At 30.4% G+C, this 16,903-nt stretch carries 14 protein-coding genes, 3 tRNA genes and 1 pseudogene; 11 read left to right on the forward strand and 7 right to left on the reverse strand.

What is annotated here, in order from left to right; all coding sequences use genetic code 11:
* Positions 1-118: 118 nt before the first annotated feature.
* From H0I27_RS02990 to H0I27_RS03020, 7 genes and pseudogenes are all read left to right on the forward strand, one after another.
* The gene (locus tag H0I27_RS02990; protein ID WP_218732441.1) at positions 119-1,162 is read left to right on the forward strand and encodes a sensor histidine kinase; all 1,044 of its coding nucleotides are present in this window, start codon (positions 119-121) and stop codon (positions 1,160-1,162) included.
* An 83-nt stretch (positions 1,163-1,245) separates the two neighbouring features.
* A pseudogene (locus tag H0I27_RS02995) lies at positions 1,246-1,967 on the forward strand (LytR/AlgR family response regulator transcription factor).
* A 28-nt stretch (positions 1,968-1,995) separates the two neighbouring features.
* Positions 1,996-3,075 carry a diphosphomevalonate/mevalonate 3,5-bisphosphate decarboxylase family protein gene (locus H0I27_RS03000; protein ID WP_218732442.1) on the forward strand — a complete coding sequence of 360 codons (1,080 nt, stop codon included), beginning with the start codon at positions 1,996-1,998 and terminating at the stop codon, positions 3,073-3,075.
* A gap of 25 nt (positions 3,076-3,100) precedes the next feature.
* Complete coding sequence (locus H0I27_RS03005; protein ID WP_218732443.1) at positions 3,101-3,496, forward strand: toxin-antitoxin system YwqK family antitoxin; 396 nt, start codon at positions 3,101-3,103, stop codon at positions 3,494-3,496.
* A 54-nt stretch (positions 3,497-3,550) separates the two neighbouring features.
* On the forward strand, positions 3,551-4,477 hold the full coding sequence (locus H0I27_RS03010; protein WP_218732444.1) for a mevalonate kinase: 927 nt from the start codon (positions 3,551-3,553) through the stop codon (positions 4,475-4,477).
* A 4-nt stretch (positions 4,478-4,481) separates the two neighbouring features.
* Positions 4,482-5,399 (forward strand): geranylgeranylglycerol-phosphate geranylgeranyltransferase, encoded by a 918-nt coding sequence (locus H0I27_RS03015; RefSeq protein WP_218732445.1) that lies wholly within the window; start codon positions 4,482-4,484, stop codon positions 5,397-5,399.
* Positions 5,400-5,435: 36 nt separating this feature from the next.
* Positions 5,436-6,293 (forward strand): pseudouridine synthase, encoded by an 858-nt coding sequence (locus tag H0I27_RS03020; RefSeq protein ID WP_218732446.1) that lies wholly within the window; start codon positions 5,436-5,438, stop codon positions 6,291-6,293.
* Between the two features lie 240 nt (positions 6,294-6,533).
* Here H0I27_RS03020 and H0I27_RS03025 read toward each other — a convergent pair.
* From H0I27_RS03025 to H0I27_RS03035, 3 genes are all read right to left on the reverse strand, one after another.
* Positions 6,534-6,619, reverse strand: a tRNA-Leu gene (locus H0I27_RS03025).
* A 349-nt stretch (positions 6,620-6,968) separates the two neighbouring features.
* A tRNA-Leu gene (locus H0I27_RS03030) sits at positions 6,969-7,054 on the reverse strand.
* 15 nt (positions 7,055-7,069) lie between these two features.
* Positions 7,070-7,141, reverse strand: a tRNA-Gly gene (locus tag H0I27_RS03035).
* Positions 7,142-7,381: 240 nt separating this feature from the next.
* Here H0I27_RS03035 and H0I27_RS03040 point away from each other — a divergent pair.
* On the forward strand, positions 7,382-8,911 hold the full coding sequence (locus tag H0I27_RS03040) for a sulfatase (protein ID WP_218732447.1): 1,530 nt from the start codon (positions 7,382-7,384) through the stop codon (positions 8,909-8,911).
* A 107-nt stretch (positions 8,912-9,018) separates the two neighbouring features.
* Here the strand turns inward: H0I27_RS03040 and H0I27_RS03045 are convergent, their stop codons facing one another.
* A complete protein-coding gene (locus H0I27_RS03045) occupies positions 9,019-9,627 on the reverse strand; it encodes a superoxide dismutase (RefSeq protein ID WP_218732448.1) in 609 nt (202 codons plus the stop codon).
* Between the two features lie 113 nt (positions 9,628-9,740).
* Entirely contained in the window at positions 9,741-10,751 is a 1,011-nt protein-coding gene (gene fbp / locus H0I27_RS03050; protein WP_218732449.1) for a class 1 fructose-bisphosphatase, read from the reverse strand.
* Between the two features lie 176 nt (positions 10,752-10,927).
* Here fbp and H0I27_RS03055 point away from each other — a divergent pair, with 176 nt between their 5' ends.
* The 3 genes from H0I27_RS03055 to H0I27_RS03065 all read left to right on the forward strand — a co-directional run bounded on the left by H0I27_RS03055 (position 10,928) and on the right by H0I27_RS03065 (position 14,650).
* Positions 10,928-11,407, forward strand: coding sequence for a GNAT family N-acetyltransferase (locus tag H0I27_RS03055; RefSeq protein ID WP_218732450.1), 480 nt, complete (start codon positions 10,928-10,930; stop codon positions 11,405-11,407).
* 1 nt (position 11,408) lies between these two features.
* Positions 11,409-12,662 (forward strand): aspartate kinase, encoded by a 1,254-nt coding sequence (locus tag H0I27_RS03060; RefSeq protein WP_218732451.1) that lies wholly within the window; start codon positions 11,409-11,411, stop codon positions 12,660-12,662.
* A gap of 179 nt (positions 12,663-12,841) precedes the next feature.
* Positions 12,842-14,650, forward strand: coding sequence for a lysophospholipid acyltransferase family protein (locus H0I27_RS03065; protein WP_218732452.1), 1,809 nt, complete (start codon positions 12,842-12,844; stop codon positions 14,648-14,650).
* Positions 14,651-14,921: 271 nt separating this feature from the next.
* Here the strand turns inward: H0I27_RS03065 and H0I27_RS03070 are convergent, their stop codons facing one another.
* Both H0I27_RS03070 and proB read right to left on the reverse strand, forming a co-directional pair.
* Positions 14,922-16,121 (reverse strand): glutamate-5-semialdehyde dehydrogenase, encoded by a 1,200-nt coding sequence (locus H0I27_RS03070; RefSeq protein WP_218732453.1) that lies wholly within the window; start codon positions 16,119-16,121, stop codon positions 14,922-14,924.
* Between the two features lie 10 nt (positions 16,122-16,131).
* A complete protein-coding gene (gene proB / locus H0I27_RS03075; protein ID WP_218732454.1) occupies positions 16,132-16,902 on the reverse strand; it encodes a glutamate 5-kinase in 771 nt (256 codons plus the stop codon).
* Position 16,903 lies beyond the last annotated feature (1 nt).

The raw sequence follows: 16,903 nt of genomic DNA on the forward strand, positions 1-16,903 counted from the left end.
CTACAAAAAACAGGTAGTTTTAGTATAAAAAGTGTCAAATTTGTTTTTTAGAGATTAAAATAAGTAATCCGTCGCTAATTATCCTAAAAATTAAATCTTTATTTTTATTTTGTAACATATGCAAAAAGAACTGATATTAGTCTTAAAAAAAATACCAATACATTTTTTATGTTGGATGATTGTTTGGTTTTTCTTCAAAAGTTTTTTTAGTGTAGGTTCATCAAACAAAGCTTTTTTATTTTGGTTTTCTTCTCTTTTAAGTATTGTAACATTAATTATTGCGTATGTTTTTGTATATGATTTAATTCCTAAATATTTATTAAAAAAACAATATAAGAAATTTGTTCTTTATACTATTTATTCAGGTGTTTTTGTCGCTACAACTATTTTAATGATAGAAGTAGTGGGGTTTGTGTTTTATTTTAATTTAGAATTTAAAAAAATGCCAGCATTAACTACAAATCCTGCTGTAATTTTGGTTTGTATTTTTTTTATTGTGATTTTGGCAAGCGGATTAAAAATATTAAAAAGTAATTATAAGTCTTTAGATGAAAAAAAGACTTTAGAAAATAAATTTTTACAAACTAAGTTAGAGTTAAAAGAACAAGAGTTAAAGTTCTTAAAAATGCAAATTCATCCACATTTTTTATTTAACTCTTTAAACACAATTTATGGTTTTGCAATCGCTAAAGCGGATGAAGCACCAGAAATGATTTTAAAATTATCTAATTTATTAGATTATATTCTATATCAAGTAGAAAAGCCAAAAGTGCCGTTAGTAGAAGAGATACATCATTTGGAAGATTATGTTTCATTAGAGAAAATGCGTTTTCATGATACTTTAAAAGTGAATTTCAGTAAAGATAAACTGAACGATCCTCTTCAAATTCCGCCAATGTTATTAATTCCTTTTGTAGAAAATAGTTTTAAGCATGGTGTAATTATTGACGGAGTTTTAAATGTTGATATTCGTCTAAAAACAGCAAATAATTGTTTGTTTTTTGAGATTGAAAATTCATCCAAAAGAAAAGAAGAAACGAATACTGGAATTGGACTTCCGAACATTAGAAAACGTTTAGAAATGTTGTATCCAGGCAAATATCAATTAGAAATAATTGAAAATAATGATACTTTTAAAGTACATTTAAAAATTGAGTTTTAATTAAAATTGTCATTTCGACAGAAAGAGGTACGAATGACGAGAAATCTCAAGGTACTTACAATATGAAAACAAATTGCTGAAAAATGAATACCATTAATTGTGTTATTGTTGATGACGAGCCAGTTGCTAGAAATATTTTAGAAACTTTTGTGGCTAAAATTCCGAATTTAAATTTGGTAAAAAGTTGCAAAAATGCCATGGAAGCTTTCGAAATAGCAAATTCTAATAATATAGATTTATCCTTTTTAGATATTAATATGCCAGACATTTCTGGTTTGTCTTTGGCAAAATCAATAAACAAGAAGTCTAAAATTATTTTTACAACAGCTTACAGAGAATATGCTGTTGATGGTTTCGATTTGCAAGCCGTAGATTATTTGTTAAAACCTATAGCTTTTGATCGTTTTTTACAAGCCGTTAATAAGTTTTTTGAAACGCAAACTGTTATTGTGAGTCAGGTTGATGTTGAAGAACCCTCTGTTAAAAGCGATTATATTTTTGTGCGTTCAGAACGTAAAATGGTAAAGATTAATTTTGATGATATTCTATATGTTGAGAGTTTATCTGATTATATCAAAATTCATACAAAAGACACCGTTTTAGTAACTAGAGAAACGATTAGTAATTTGGAAATGAATTGCCTTCTCAACAATTTTTAAGAATTCATAGGTCTTATATTATCAATTTAAATAAGACAGATTCTTATACGAATGAATTTATTGAAATTGAAAAAAATGCAATTCCTATAAGTAGAACGTACAAAGAAAATGTACTTAAAAAGTTAACTGAAAATTCTTTGAAATAGTTTTATCTTTGGTGCAAAATCAAGACGTTTGGATACAGCACAATTTATTTCGAAATCAAATAACAATTCGGTAGAAAAAGCAAGCTTTACTTGGCAAACACCAAGTAATATTGCGTTGGTAAAATATTGGGGAAAGAGCAATCCGCAAATACCAAAAAACGCTTCTATTAGTTTTACATTAAACAATTGTCATACAATTACTACGATTGATTTTGAGAAAAAAGTAAAGTCGGAAATAGTAGATTTCGATTTGTTTTTCGAAGGAAAACAAAAAGATGCATTCAAACCAAAAATTGCAGAATTTTTCACAAGAATACAAGAATATTGTCCTTATATTTTTGATTATAAAATGATAATTAATTCGGAAAATTCTTTTCCACACTCTAGCGGAATCGCATCATCTGCAAGCGGATTAAGTGCCATTGCTATGTGTTTAATGAGTTTAGAGGCTGAATTAAATCCTGATTTATCAGTAGAAGAAATTAATAAAAAAGCTTCTTTTTTAGCACGTTTAGGATCTGGAAGTGCCAGTAGAAGTATAGAAGGGCCAATGGTTGTTTGGGGAAATCACCCAGAAATAGAAGGAAGTTCAGATTTGTATGGCGTACAATTTCCATACAAATTACATACTGTTTTTCATAATTATCAAGATGCTATTTTGTTAGTAGACAAAGGCGAAAAACAAGTTTCTAGTACAGTTGGTCATAATTTAATGCATGAGCATCCGTATGCAGAAAGTCGTTTTACACAAGCAAATGATAACTTGAGTAAGATATCAGAAATTTTACAAAACGGAGATATAAAAGCATTCGTCAGTTTGGTAGAAAGTGAAGCATTAACGTTGCATGCAATGATGATGACAAGCAATCCGTATTTTATTTTGATGAAACCAAATACCTTAGAAATTATCAATAAAATTTGGGAATATAGAACCGAAAATGATAGCAATATCTGTTTTACCTTAGATGCTGGTGCAAATGTGCATGTGTTGTATCCTGAGGTAGAAAAAGAAAAAGTGAATCAATTTATAGATAAAGAACTTTCTAAATACTGCCAAAAAAATCAGTATATTTATGACTCTGTGGGGTTTGGAGCTAATAAGAAATAGAATGTCTGAATTAAAAATAATTTAAATGAAAGCTTTTATAAAGTTACTATCAATTTTAATTTTCTTTTTAACAATAACCATTTCTGCTCAAAAAACTACGTGGTTAGATGCAGACTTAAAGGAAACAAATAAAGTTAAATCATATTATTACAAAGTAGTTCCTACTGATGGTAACGAAGTAAAGTATTACTACAAAAGCGGTAATATTTTTAGAAAAATAGGCTATTCTGAAGGGAAGTATGATGGCGTTTTTTCTGAGTTTTATGAAACAGGCGAGTTAAGAACATCTGGAATTTATGCAAATGGGTTAGAAGAAGGTGTTTGGAAAACGTATTATAAGAATGGAAAAAATAAAGAAAAAGGGAAATATACAAAAGGAGAAAAAGTTGGCGTTTGGAAAACTTTTTACAAGAATTTTTAATAATTATCTCTTAACTTAATATGTTGTATTTTTGCAGTACTATAAAAAAGAAAAATGAAAGGACCATTATTTTATGCTAAAATCCTTCTCTTCGGAGAATACGGAATTATAAAAGATTCTAAAGGTTTGGCAATTCCGTTTAACGCATACAGAGGAGCTTTAAAAACTTCATCAGATTTATCTGGAAAACCTAAAGTTTCCAACCAAAATTTAGAACGTTTTTATAAATATTTATCTTCTCTAGAAACAGAGTTAGTTTCGTTTAATTTATCTAGTCTTAAAACAGATATTGAAAACGGAATGTATTTCGATTCTTCAATTCCACAAGGTTATGGAGTTGGTAGTTCTGGCGCTTTAGTGGCGTCTATTTATGATAAATATGCGGATAATAAAATAACAGTTTTAGAAAATTTAACAAGAGAAAAATTGTTAAGATTAAAAGGAGTTTTTTCTTTAATGGAATCTTTTTTTCATGGTAAAAGTTCTGGTTTAGATCCTTTAAATAGTTACTTAAGTTTGCCAATTTTAATCAACTCTAAAGACAATGTAGAGCCAGCGGGTATTCCTTCTCAAAAACAAGGAAAAGGTGCTGTTTTCTTGTTAGATTCTGAGCAAATAGGAGAAACGGAGCCTATGGTTAACATCTTTATGAATAAGATGAAAAACGAAGGTTTTAGAAAAATGATCAGCGAAGAATTTGCAACTACTACAGACGCTTGTATCGAGGATTTCTTAGGAGGAAACGTGAAATCTTTATTTGGAAATGTAAAATCATTATCCAAGATAGTTTTAAAGAACTTTAAACCGATGATTCCTGATGCTTTTCATAAAGTTTGGGAAAATGGAATTAAAACAAATGATTATTACCTGAAACTTTGTGGTTCTGGTGGTGGTGGTTATATTTTAGGTTTTACTGAAGATTATGAAAAAGCTCAAAAAAGTCTTAAAGATTATAAGTTAGAGTTGGTTTATAGATTCTAAATATATGCCTAGTTTTAAAGTCAAAAGAATTATTTTTAAACTTTTAAGCTTAGTTTCTGTAATCAGGGGGTATAATATTCTTGTTTTAGTTTTAGCGCAATACTTAGCGGCTATTTTTGTTTTTTCGCCTACAAAATCTCTCAGAACAATTGTTTTTGATGCAGACTTGTTATACATTGTTTTAGCAAGTATATGTGTGGTGGCGTCTGGTTATATTATTAATAATTTTTATGATGCAAAGGTAGATCGCATAAATAGACCATTAAAAACGGGCTTAGATAATTATGTAAAACAGTCTACGAAGTTAAAGCTTTATTTTACTTTAAATTTTTTAGGTTTTATTTTTGGTTACCTAATATCTGTTAGAGCAGCTTTGTTTTTTGCTATTTATATATTTGCTATTTGGTTTTACTCTCACAAGCTTAAGAAGTATCCTTTTACAGGTTTAGTTTCTGCTACTATACTTACCATTTTGCCTTTTTTTGCTGTATTTGTGTATTTTCAGAACTTTTCTAAAATCATTTTTGTTCATGCAATTTTCTTGTTTCTAGTAATAATGGTTAGAGAGTTGTTGAAAGATTTGCAGAGTATGAAGGGAGCAATTGTGAATGATTACGATACTTTTCCTGTTTTTTATGGAGAGGTAAGAACAAAGAAATTATCAATATTCTTATTGTTTTTAACGTTGTTTCCTATTGTAGTTTTGTTTAGTTATCCAGCTTTAAGCTACATGAGATATTATTTTTACTTTGCTTTATTTGTTCTTGTTTTTTTAGGCTTTTATTTATGGAATTCTTCCGAAACGAAACATTATAGATTAATGCATAACGTTTTGAAAGTGTTGCTTTTAATAGGAGTTTTCTCTTTAATTTTTATAAAGCCTGAACTAATTGTAGAAAAAGTAATAGACCGATTGAATTAAGGTTTTTTTGCGTATTTTTGCAAAAATTTTTAAGTAATGAATTCAAATAAAAACTCGTCGAGAGGACGACAAGAAGGTAAAAAAAGTACTCCTTTAAGTAGAAAAAGCAAACCTGTAGCTAGAAAAACTCCAAAGAAAACTTTTACCAAAATTAAAGAAACTCCAAAGGCAAGTAATGACGCCTCAGGGATCCGTTTAAACAAATATATTGCAAATTCTGGAGTATGTTCTCGTAGAGAAGCAGATATGTATATAGAGCACGGTAGTGTAGAGGTAAATGGAAAGTTGGTGACAGAAATGGGATATAAAGTTCAGCCAGACGATATTGTTCGTTTTGATGGAACTTCTATTACACCAGAACAAAAAAGATATATTTTACTGAATAAGCCTAAGAACTACATTACCACAATGGATGATGATAGAGGTAGAAAAACAGTAATGGAATTGATTGCAAATGCATCTAAAGAAAGAATTTACCCTGTAGGTAGGTTAGATAGAAACACAACTGGTTTGTTGCTGTTTACAAATGATGGTGATTTAGCAAAGAAATTAACACACCCAAAACATAATGTTCGTAAACTATATCATGCATCTCTAGATAGAAAATTAGAGTTAAGAGATTTAGAGAAATTACGAGGGGAGGTTATTATTGAAGGTAGAAAAGTGTTTATCGATGCTGTTTCTTATGTAGATGGTCAACCGAAATCTGAAATTGGTATCGAAATCCATTCTGGTAGAAATAGAATTGTTCGTAAGATATTTGAACATGTTGGTTATAAAGTAAGCAAGCTAGATAGAGTTGTTTTTGCTGAATTAACTAAGAAAAACTTACCGAGAGGTAGGTGGAGAGAGTTAACTAATTTAGAGGTTACTAATCTTCAGATAATGAAATAGAATAATTAAGAATCCAGCTTTTAGCTGGATTTTTTTTTACATATAATCTTATGTTTATAGATAGTTGATCTGAGTGCTTTAATTCAGTTTAGGTTCATAAGGTGTTTGTTTACAATATATACTTTTACGAAACAATATTCAGGTATAATAATCAAAGGGTGTAATTAGCTGTGAGTTGGGCGGAAAGTTTATAAAAGCAAAAAAACCGTTGAAAATCTAAAAGATTAACAACGGTTATTGTACTGAAGGCGGGACTTGAACCCGCACGGCCATTACTGACCACTGGATTTTAAGTCCAGCGTGTCTACCAATTCCACCACTTCAGCATGGTATTTTATTTATAAAGTAAAGATGGTAATTAAATCAAATTTTACTTTTTTATTTTTAATGAACTTTTTTATAGTTGTCCTTATTTCTAAGGAGTGCAAATATATTATCTTTATTAGTAGTACGCAATGTTTAAATGGAGAAATAATTAATTATTTTTATATTTTTACATAAAGTGTTAATAGTCTATTGTTTAATGTTTTTTTTATTTGATATAGAGCTGTTATTATTGATGATTGTTTAAGTATGAAATTAAATAAATTTAATAAAAAGTGAGGAGTAGGCGAGTGCCTAAGTTTGTAAAAGCAAAAAACCGTTGAAAATCTAAAAGATTAACAACGGTTATTGTACTGAAGGCGGGACTTGAACCCGCACGGCCATTACTGACCACTGGATTTTAAGTCCAGCGTGTCTACCAATTCCACCACTTCAGCATGGTAATTGAATAGAGCGAAAGACGGGATTTGAACCCGCGACCCCCACCTTGGCAAGGTGATGCTCTACCCCTGAGCTACTTTCGCAGTCATAATTTTAAAAGAACTTTTCTTTTTAATTACCCTTATTCCTAAGAGCGGTGCAAATATAATATCTTTTATTATTCTGACAAGTTTTTTATTTATTTTTTTTCACTTTTTTATTGATAGCGATTTTTACATGATTAATTGGTTCTTGATACTGTAATTACATGATGTAGGGGTTCAGTAATTTAGCTTTTATAAATTATGCGTAGATTTACGTGATAACAATTAATGTGTTTAAATATGAAATTAATAAAATATGTAGCTTTTACTTTTTTAGTGCTTCTTGCAATATCATCTTGTAAAAAAACATCAGAAAAAGTGGTTATAAATGATGTTAAGAGTCAGCAACCTAATATTATTTGGTTAATGGCAGAAGATATGAGTACCGATTTGGAAATCTATGGAATGCCAAACGTAAAAACGCCATATTTAAATAAAATGGCATCAGAAGGTATTCGTTTTGATAATGCTTTTGTAACCAATCCAATATGTTCGCCAAGTAGATCTGCAATGATGATTGGTACACATCAAGTTAAAACAAACTCACAGCATCATAGAAGTAATAGAAAGGTACCTCTAGATTCTATATATAAACCGTTTACAAAATTGTTAAGAGATGTAGGTTATACTACAATATTAGGTCATCATGGAGTGATGAAAAAAGGAAGGAAGACAGATGTTAATTTTAAAAGTAAGCCTATTGGGAAATGGGATGGAAAAACGGAGTTTGGTTTGTTTGATAAATATGATACGTTTACAAAAGAAGATCAACCTTTTTTTGCTCAGATACAATTAGATGTTACACATAGGGGAGATTGGTGGGATGACGTTAGAGAGAAGTCTAAACATCCTGTAGATGCTAAGACAGTAACGTTACCTCCATATATGGCAGATGATCCTGCGATACGATTGGATTGGGCTAAGTATTTAGACCAAATCGAATATATGGATAATGAAGTTGGAATGATTTTTAATGAATTAGAAGACAAGGGAATGGCGAACAACACAATTGTAATCTTTATTGGAGATAATGGTCGTTGTAATATCCGAGGAAAGGGGTATTTACAAGATACTGGGTTAAGAATTCCTTTTATACTGTATTATCCGAAGCATTTTAAAGGTGGTCAAGTTAGAAAAGATGTGGTTTCATCAACAGATATTACTGCTACAATTGTAGATTTTGCAGGGATTGAAGTTCCTGATTATATGACCGGAAAACCAATTTTTAAGAAAGACTTTGAGAGGGAATTTGTTTATGGTACAAGAGATTTATGGGACGAAATTGAAGAAAAGTCTAAAGCTGTAATTTCTGAAGATTGGTCTTATATTAAAAATGAGAAACCAGAGATTCCTTATGATGCACAACAAGCTTATTTAGAGTTTTACAGACCTGCTGTACATGTGATGAGAAAACTGTATAAAGAAGGTAAATTAAATGACGCTCAAAAACCATTTTTTGAAGCAACAAAACCTAAAGAGGAGTTGTATAATTTAAAAGAAGATCCACATCAGTTAAATAACTTAGCTTCTAATAAAAAATACAAAGAGATATTAGAAAAGCTACGTGTAAAAACATTAGAATTTGAGAAAGCTATGACTCCGGATAATATTGTTTATAATCCGGCTCCTGTTCCAGGTTTAGCTTTTGTTAAATGGTTTGAAAAAGAACATCCAAAAGTACATCAGCAAATGAAAGAAGGTGTTGAGGTTGGTTATAAAAAATATAGTAAAGCTTATAAAGAATATTTAAAAAAGAGCAACAGTAAGTAAAATAAAAAAGCATCCTAAATTTAGGATGCTTTTTTTATGAAAATTAGTAATCTTACTCTTAAGTTAATTCACTTTATGAGTGCGATATCTAAAAGCAACTGTGTTACTTATTTTGCTGCTGCGTAACGTTTTTCAACTTCGTTCCAGTTAATTACATCAAAAAATGCATTGATATAATCTGGTCTTCTGTTTTGGTAGTTTAAGTAGTAAGCATGTTCCCAAACGTCTAATCCTAAGATTGGAGTTCCGCCACAAGTTACACCTGGCATTAATGGATTGTCTTGGTTTGGTGTAGAACAAACTTCTACTTTACCTCCTGGTAAAACACATAACCACGCCCAACCAGAACCAAACTGAGTAGCTGCTGCTTTAGAAAAAGCGGCAATAAAATCATCTTTAGTACCAAAAGCAGCTTCAATAGCATCTTTTAATTCACCAGATAAATATCCTCTATCATTTGGGTTTAAAACTGACCAGAATAATGAATGATTGTAAAAACCACCACCATTATTTCTAACAGCTCCATTGCTCATATCTAAATTAGCAAGAATATCTTCAATAGATTTTCCTTCTAAGTCCGTATCTGCAATTGCATTGTTTAAGTTATTTGTATATCCTTGGTGATGTTTACTATGGTGAATCTCCATAGTTCTTGCATCAATATTTGGTTCTAACGCATCATAAGCGTATCCTAATTCCGGTAATTGAAAAGCCATTTTTTTATGTTTTTTAAAAGTTAGTATACTATTTACGCTTGTAAAATTAACCATAAATGGATGGTTTTACAAGTATTTTATGTTTTGATAATTGATTACAGTATAAATAAGATTTATTCTCCGTGTATTTGCATAAATTCCTCTAACTGATTTACCATATTTTTACTTCCACAAATAAAAGGAACTCTTTGGTGTAGCTCAGTAGGCTCCACATCCATAGTCCTTGTATAACCATCAGAAGATTTTCCGTTAGCTTGTTCTGCAATAAAAGCCATTGGGTTACATTCATAGAGTAAACGTAGTTTTCCGTTTGGGTTTCTAGAACCTTTTGGATACATATAAATACCTCCTTTTATCATGTTTCTATGAAAGTCAGAAACCAAAGAACCAATATATCTACTGGTATAAGGTCTGTTTCCTTCTTCTTCCTGGCAGTATTTAATATATTTTTTTACACCTAAAGGAAAGTCTAAATAATTTCCTTCGTTTACAGAATACATTGTTCCGTCTTCTGGGAACTCCATATTTGGGTGAGATAAGTAAAAAGAACCAATTGCAGGGTTTAATGTAAAGCCATTAACACCATCTCCAGTGGTGTAAACAATCATCGTAGAAGTTCCGTACACTACATAACCAGCAGCAACTTGTGCACTTCCTTTTTGTAAAAAATCTTTTAATTCTACAGGAGTACCTGTAGGAGTAATACGTCTATAAATAGAGAAGATCGTTCCTACCGAGACATTTACATCAATATTAGAAGAACCATCTAAAGGATCAATTAAAACAACATATTTATTTTGATGATTCTCATCGTTACTATTAATAGAAATAAAACTATCTTCTTCTTCACTAGCAATACCACAAACAATATTCCTTCTTGTTAAAGTCTGTATAAACTTATCATTAGCATACACGTCTAATTTTTGTTGATCTTCACCTTGAATATTTGTGTCTCCAGCTGCACCAATAATATCTACCAAACCAGCTTTGTTAACTTCGTGATTTACCACTTTTGCTGCTAATCTTATAGAATTTAAAAGACTAGAAAGTTCTCCAGAACTATATTTAAAAGCATGTTGATGTTCAATAATAAATTCACCTAAAGTTTGTTTTTTTCCTGTCATTTTGCGTGTTATGTTGTTAATTTTAACAAATATCTATATTTTTTAAAGTTACTACAACGTTTTAGTTATTTAATTTTCCTTTAGAAATTTAAACAATTCAAAAATAATTGTCTAAAATCTTCAAATATTTTTGGTAGATATGTAAATAACTATCTTTGATTAAAATTTATAAAAAGATGGACTTTACTGTAAGATTAGGAGAAGAAAAAGACATGCAATCTGTGCTGAATTTAATCACAGAATTAGCAGTTTTTGAGAAAGAACCAGATGCTGTAGAAGTAACAGTAGATGATTTAATAAAAGATGGTTTTTCTAAGAATCCTAAGTTTAAAGTTTTTGTAGCAGAGCAAGAAAATAAAATTATTGGTATTGCTTTGTTTTACGAACGTTATTCTACATGGAAAGGAAGAACTATTCATTTAGAAGACTTAATAGTAACCCAAAGTAAACAGAAAATAGGCGCAGGAAAAGCTTTGTATACAGCTGTTTTAAAATATGCTCATGACAATAATTTTAAGAGAGTTGCGTGGGAAGTAATAGATTGGAATACCAATGCAGTAGAATTTTATAAAAGTACAGGTGCCACGTATTTAAACGATTGGTCTGTAGTACAAATGGACAAAGAAAACTTATCAAAATTTATTCAAAATAATTAAAATGAAGATTTTTAAATTTGGAGGAGCGTCTGTAAAAGATGCAGCAAGTGTAAAAAATGTAACACAGATTTTACAAAGCGAAGGAACGGAAAGTACAGTAGTTGTAATTTCTGCAATGGGTAAAATAACCAATGCTTTTGAAGAGGTTATAGACGCATATTATAATAAGACAGATAAGTTGTCTGAAAATTTAGGTATTATAGAAGACTTCCATAAAAATTTAATGAATGATTTGTTTGATAAGGATGATGAAATTTATAAAGAAATTGATATCCTTTTAGGAGAATTAAGCTGGTTTTTAGCTAGAAATACTTCGCAGAGATATAATTATGTATATGATCAAATTATCTGTTTTGGAGAGCTTTTATCAACAAAAATAGTAAGTGCATATTTAACTAAAATTGGTGTAGAAAATAACTGGTTCGATGTTAGAAATTACATAAAAACAGATAGTAATTATAGAGATGCAAAAGTAGATTGGAATTTAACGCAAGAACTAATTAATAAAAAATTAGATGCTTCTAAATTAAATATTACTCAAGGTTTTATTGCAGCAAATGATACAGAAAACACCACTACTTTAGGTAGAGAAGGTTCGGATTATACGGCAGGTATTTTTGCGTATTGTTTAGATGCAGAGAATGTTACAATCTGGAAAGATGTTCCTGGGGTTTTAAATGCAGACCCAAGAGTCTTTGAAGATACTACTTTATTAGAGCAAATTTCTTATGAAGAAGCTATAGAAATGGCATTTTACGGAGCTTCTGTAATTCACCCAAAAACATTACAGCCCCTAGAAAGAAAAGATATTCCGTTATTGGTGCGTTCTTTTGTAAATCCAAAGGAAACAGGTACAAGAGTTTCTAAAGGAAAAATGTTAGAACCTTTTATACCTTGTTTTATTGTTAAAAAAGATCAGATTTTGGTTTCTATTTCTGCATTAGATTTTTCTTTTATGGTAGAAAATAATATCAGTTATATCTTTCAAAAATTACATGATTATCAATTAAAAGTAAACTTAATTCAGAATTCTGCCATTAGCTTTTCTGTTTGTATTGATAATAAATTTAACAAGTTCGATGAATTTTATAATGAGTTAAAAACGCAGTTTAAAATTGATGTTCAGAAAGGTGTAGACTTGTTTACTGTACGTCATTTTGATGATAAGGCTGTAGCAAGTATAGAAGCTAAGGGAACTCCTTTATTAACACAAGTAAATAAAGAAACAATTCAAATTGTTTTAGTAACAAAATAACTTCACAATATAAAAAAGGCACTAATTTTACACGTTTTCATGGAAGTAAAAGCTTTAAGTTTTAATAGCTAGTAAATCTTTGATGCATGTAAAACTGGTGTCTTTATTCTGTTTTAGTAACTAAATAGTAATTCAATATTTATTTTTAGTAAGTTTGCAGTTCCGTCTAATTATAATATATGGCATTAGTAACAGCTAAAGAGATTGCGCAAGTAATTGGTTTACATAAGTTTGGTTTTTTAGGAACTTTTATTGGGTGGATTCTATTAAGGATACTTCGTATTTCTGCAATCAATAGAATCTACGCTAAGAATAAAAATAAAAAAGATTTAAATTTTTTAAACAGTATTTTAGATGATTGCGATATCAAATTTGAAATTCCGGAAGAAGATTTAAAGAGAATTCCAAAAGAGGGCCCTTTTATTACGGTGTCTAACCATCCTTTAGGCGGTATAGATGGTGTTTTATTACTAAAATTACTCATAGAAAAAAGAGCAGATTACAAAATTATAGCCAATTTTTTACTACACAGAGTTGAGCCTTTAAAGCCTTTTGTAATGCCTGTAAATCCTTTTGAATCAAGAAAGGATGCTAAATCTAGTGTAGCTGGTATTAAAAATGCATTATTACATTTAAGAGAAGGGAATCCTTTAGGTATTTTTCCTGCAGGAGAAGTATCTACTTATAAAGATGGAAAGTTAAATGTAGATAAACCTTGGGAAGAAGGTGCTGTTAGGTTTATTAAAAAGGCGAATGTGCCTGTAATTCCTATTTATTTTCATGCAAAAAACAGTCGTCTATTTTATTTTTTATCAAAAATATCAGATACTTTAAGAACTGCAAAATTACCATCTGAAGTAATATCTCAAGGAGGTAAAGTTATAAAAGTAAGAATAGGGAAGCCAATTTCTGTAAAAGACCAAGAAGAATATAAAGAGATTTCTGCTTATTCCGAATTTATCAGAAAGAAAACTTATATGTTGGCTAATCCTTTTGAAAAAGCACATAAGTTAATATCTGCCCAAACTTTAAAGATTCCTAAAAAGGCTGCTAAAAAAATAACACCTCAAAGAAATACAGATTTATTTATTAAAGAAGTAGATGCTTTAAGAAAAGGAGATGGTAGGTTGTTAGAAAGTAAGAACTACGAAGTGTTTTTTGCCAGTGCAAAAGAGATTCCTAATTTATTACATGAAATTGGTAGATTGCGAGAAGTTACTTTTAGGGCTGTAGGTGAAGGAACCAATAAAGAAATAGATTTAGATAAATTCGACAAATATTATCACCATTTGTTACTGTGGGACAGAGAAGCAAACTGTTTGGCAGGAGCTTACAGAATGGGGCTTGGAAAAGATATTTATAAAAAATATGGTATTAATGGTTTCTATATTCAAACACTGTTTAGAATTGAGCCAGAATTATTTCAAATGATGGACAATACCATAGAAATGGGTAGAGCTTTCATTATTGGCGAATATCAACAAAAGCCAATGCCACTATTTTTATTATGGAAGGGAATTGTACATGTTACTTTACGTTATCCAGAATATAAATACTTAATGGGAGGAGTTTCTATTAGCAATCAGTTTTCAGATTTTTCAAAATCGTTAATGATAGAGTTTATGAAATCTCATTATTACGACCCATATATTGCGCAATACATTCATCCGAAGAAAGAATACAAAGTAAAATTAAAAGACGGTGACAAAGATTTTGTGTTTGATGCTACCAAAGCAGACATGCAAAAGTTCGATAAAATTATCGATGAAATTGAACCAGGAGCACTAAGAATTCCTGTGTTGATTAAAAAATACGTAAAACAAAACGCACGTTTGGTTGCGTTTAATGTAGATCCTAAATTTAATAATGCCGTAGATGGCTTAATGTACATCAAAGTATCAGACATACCAGATAGCACTGTAAAACCAGTTATGGAAGAATTTCAGGCAGAGTTAGAGCGTAAGGCTACAGAGTTACAGGATAAATAAAAAAAAATATTTTTATTAGGGCGTTACCCAAAAGGGTCGGGCTTTACGTTTCAAGTCCTCGGTCGTTCCTCCCTGTGGGCTTTTCACTGCAATCCCTAACGCGGGCTTGTTTGTAGAAATATGTCTTCTAATTTTATATTTTACTTCTTTAAGATGAATTTCTGTCGCTAGTTTCTAAAGAATGATATATATAAATTTAGTATTTAAAAAAATTTTGGTTTTCCTGCTTTATAACAAGAAAACCAAAAGTTAATATAATTTGTGAAATAGGTTATGCACGCACATTTCCATCTCCAATAATATAATACTTATTGGTGACTAATTTCTTTAATCCTAACGGACCTCTGTGGTGTAATTTGTCTGTACTTATCGCTAATTCTGCACCAACACCTAACTGACCACCATCTGTAAACCTCGTTGAAGAGTTTTTGTAAACAGCAGCACAATCTACTTGTTGCATAAAATTATCAGCATTTTCATCATTAGTGGTCATTATTGCGGCAGAATGACCTCCAGAATATTTGTTAATCATTTCTGTAGCTTCATCTAAATTTTCTACGGCACCAATACAACATTTTAAAGCTAAAAATTCTTCCTTCCAAACACTTTCTTCAGGTATTAGAGCTTCGTCTGTTAATACTTCTTTTACGCTTTTATCAACTAAAATAGTAACCTTCTTTTCTTTTAAAACAGTTTGTAAATCTTTTAATTTAGACTCGTAACCTTCTATGTTTTTATTGATAAGGATTTTATCTAATGCATTACATGCAGAAATTTTAGCAGTTTTTGCATTGATGATTACCGCTAATGTTTTGTTCCAGTCGGCACTTTCATCAATATAGATAAAGTTATTACCTCGTCCGCTAATTAAAACGGCACAAGTTGCATGTTCTTTTACAAAACTAATTAAGCGTTCTCCTCCTCTTGGTACAATTAAATCTAATTGTTCTGTTGGGTTTCTTAAAAATTCTTGTGTTTCGGTTCTATCCATTTGCAAGAACTTAATATAATCTTCACTTAGATTATTTTCTGTTAATGCTTTGTGCCAGAAATCTACTAATATTTTATTACTGTATAAGGCTTCTTTACCACCTTTTAATAAAATTCTATTGTTAGATTTAAAGGCTAAAACGGCCGCTTCTACAGTAACATCTGGTCTCGATTCATAAATAATCATGATGGTACCAAATGGTGCTGTTTTGTTGGTTACTTTTAATCCGTTTTCTAAAGTAATGTCACTAATAATTTGATTTACTGGATCTTCTTGCGCTTTAACTTCATTGATGGCTTTTATCATTCCATCAATTTTTTGATCGTTTAAAATCAAACGGTCAAACATTGCTTGATCTTCTTTATTAAAAGCATCTAAATCTCTTTTGTTTGCTTTTAATAAGGCTTCTCGATTTTTATCAAGAATCTTGGTCATGCTTGTTAGTACGTTATTTTTAATGGTTGTTTCTAATAATTTCATCTTATAGATTTTAAAGTGCCACTTTTGTACCGACGGACTTTCCGTCAATAATATCAATAATGGTGTTATCTCTTTTTCCGTTTGCAATAAAAGTAGGGATGTTGTTAGATGCTGCTTCTTGGGCATAATCTAACTTAGAACCCATTCCGCCTCTACCTTCCCCAGGTTTTTTATTACTATCTTTTATATATTTATCTAAATCGTCATCTGGATTTACATTGGTAATTAAATTACTGCTTTCAGCTTCCGGATGTCCTGTGTACAATCCGTCTATATCTGTTAGAATAATTAATTTATCAGCATTTATTAATTGTGCAATTAAACTAGCTAGCTCATCATTGTCAGAAAACATAGACATTGTTACAGAAACAGCATCATCTTCATTGGCAATAGGAATTACGCCTTCTGCTAACAAACCTTCGCAACAATTAATCATGTTTTGTCTGTGTACGCCAGGAGAAAAATCTCTTTTTGTAGGTAAAACCTGTGCACATTTCATACCGTAATCATTAAAAAGGTTGTAATAATGACGCATCATTCTTGGTTGCCCAATAGCAGAATACACTTGCCTTCTTTGCGTATTATTTTCAATACTAGATTCTCCTAGAATTTCTTTACCTGCAATTACAGATCCAGAAGAAACTAGAATACAAATAATACCACGTTCGTATAATTCTGCAACTTGTTTTACCAAGCGTCTTAAAACAGGTCTAACAATTCTGTTATCTCTGTTTGTCATTACATTGGTACCTACTTTAATTACTATTCTTTCTTTATACATT

The sequence above is a fragment of the Polaribacter sp. HaHaR_3_91 genome, assembly GCF_019278525.1.
Lineage (GTDB): Bacteria > Bacteroidota > Bacteroidia > Flavobacteriales > Flavobacteriaceae > Polaribacter.

Bases quoted from the DNA above. Each gene is read 5' to 3' on its own strand.
- H0I27_RS02990 (WP_218732441.1), top strand. From the start codon at position 119: ATGCAAAAAGAACTGATATTAGTCTTAAAAAAAATACCAATACATTTT.
- H0I27_RS03005 (WP_218732443.1), top strand. From the start codon at position 3,101: ATGAAAGCTTTTATAAAGTTACTATCAATTTTAATTTTCTTTTTAACA.
- H0I27_RS03010 (WP_218732444.1), top strand. From the start codon at position 3,551: ATGAAAGGACCATTATTTTATGCTAAAATCCTTCTCTTCGGAGAATAC.
- H0I27_RS03015 (WP_218732445.1), top strand. From the start codon at position 4,482: ATGCCTAGTTTTAAAGTCAAAAGAATTATTTTTAAACTTTTAAGCTTA.
- H0I27_RS03020 (WP_218732446.1), top strand. From the start codon at position 5,436: ATGAATTCAAATAAAAACTCGTCGAGAGGACGACAAGAAGGTAAAAAA.
- H0I27_RS03040 (WP_218732447.1), top strand. From the start codon at position 7,382: ATGAAATTAATAAAATATGTAGCTTTTACTTTTTTAGTGCTTCTTGCA.
- H0I27_RS03045 (WP_218732448.1), bottom strand. From the start codon at position 9,627: ATGGCTTTTCAATTACCGGAATTAGGATACGCTTATGATGCGTTAGAA.
- fbp (WP_218732449.1), bottom strand. From the start codon at position 10,751: ATGACAGGAAAAAAACAAACTTTAGGTGAATTTATTATTGAACATCAA.
- H0I27_RS03055 (WP_218732450.1), top strand. From the start codon at position 10,928: ATGGACTTTACTGTAAGATTAGGAGAAGAAAAAGACATGCAATCTGTG.
- H0I27_RS03060 (WP_218732451.1), top strand. From the start codon at position 11,409: ATGAAGATTTTTAAATTTGGAGGAGCGTCTGTAAAAGATGCAGCAAGT.
- H0I27_RS03065 (WP_218732452.1), top strand. From the start codon at position 12,842: ATGGCATTAGTAACAGCTAAAGAGATTGCGCAAGTAATTGGTTTACAT.
- H0I27_RS03070 (WP_218732453.1), bottom strand. From the start codon at position 16,121: ATGAAATTATTAGAAACAACCATTAAAAATAACGTACTAACAAGCATG.
- proB (WP_218732454.1), bottom strand. From the start codon at position 16,902: ATGTATAAAGAAAGAATAGTAATTAAAGTAGGTACCAATGTAATGACA.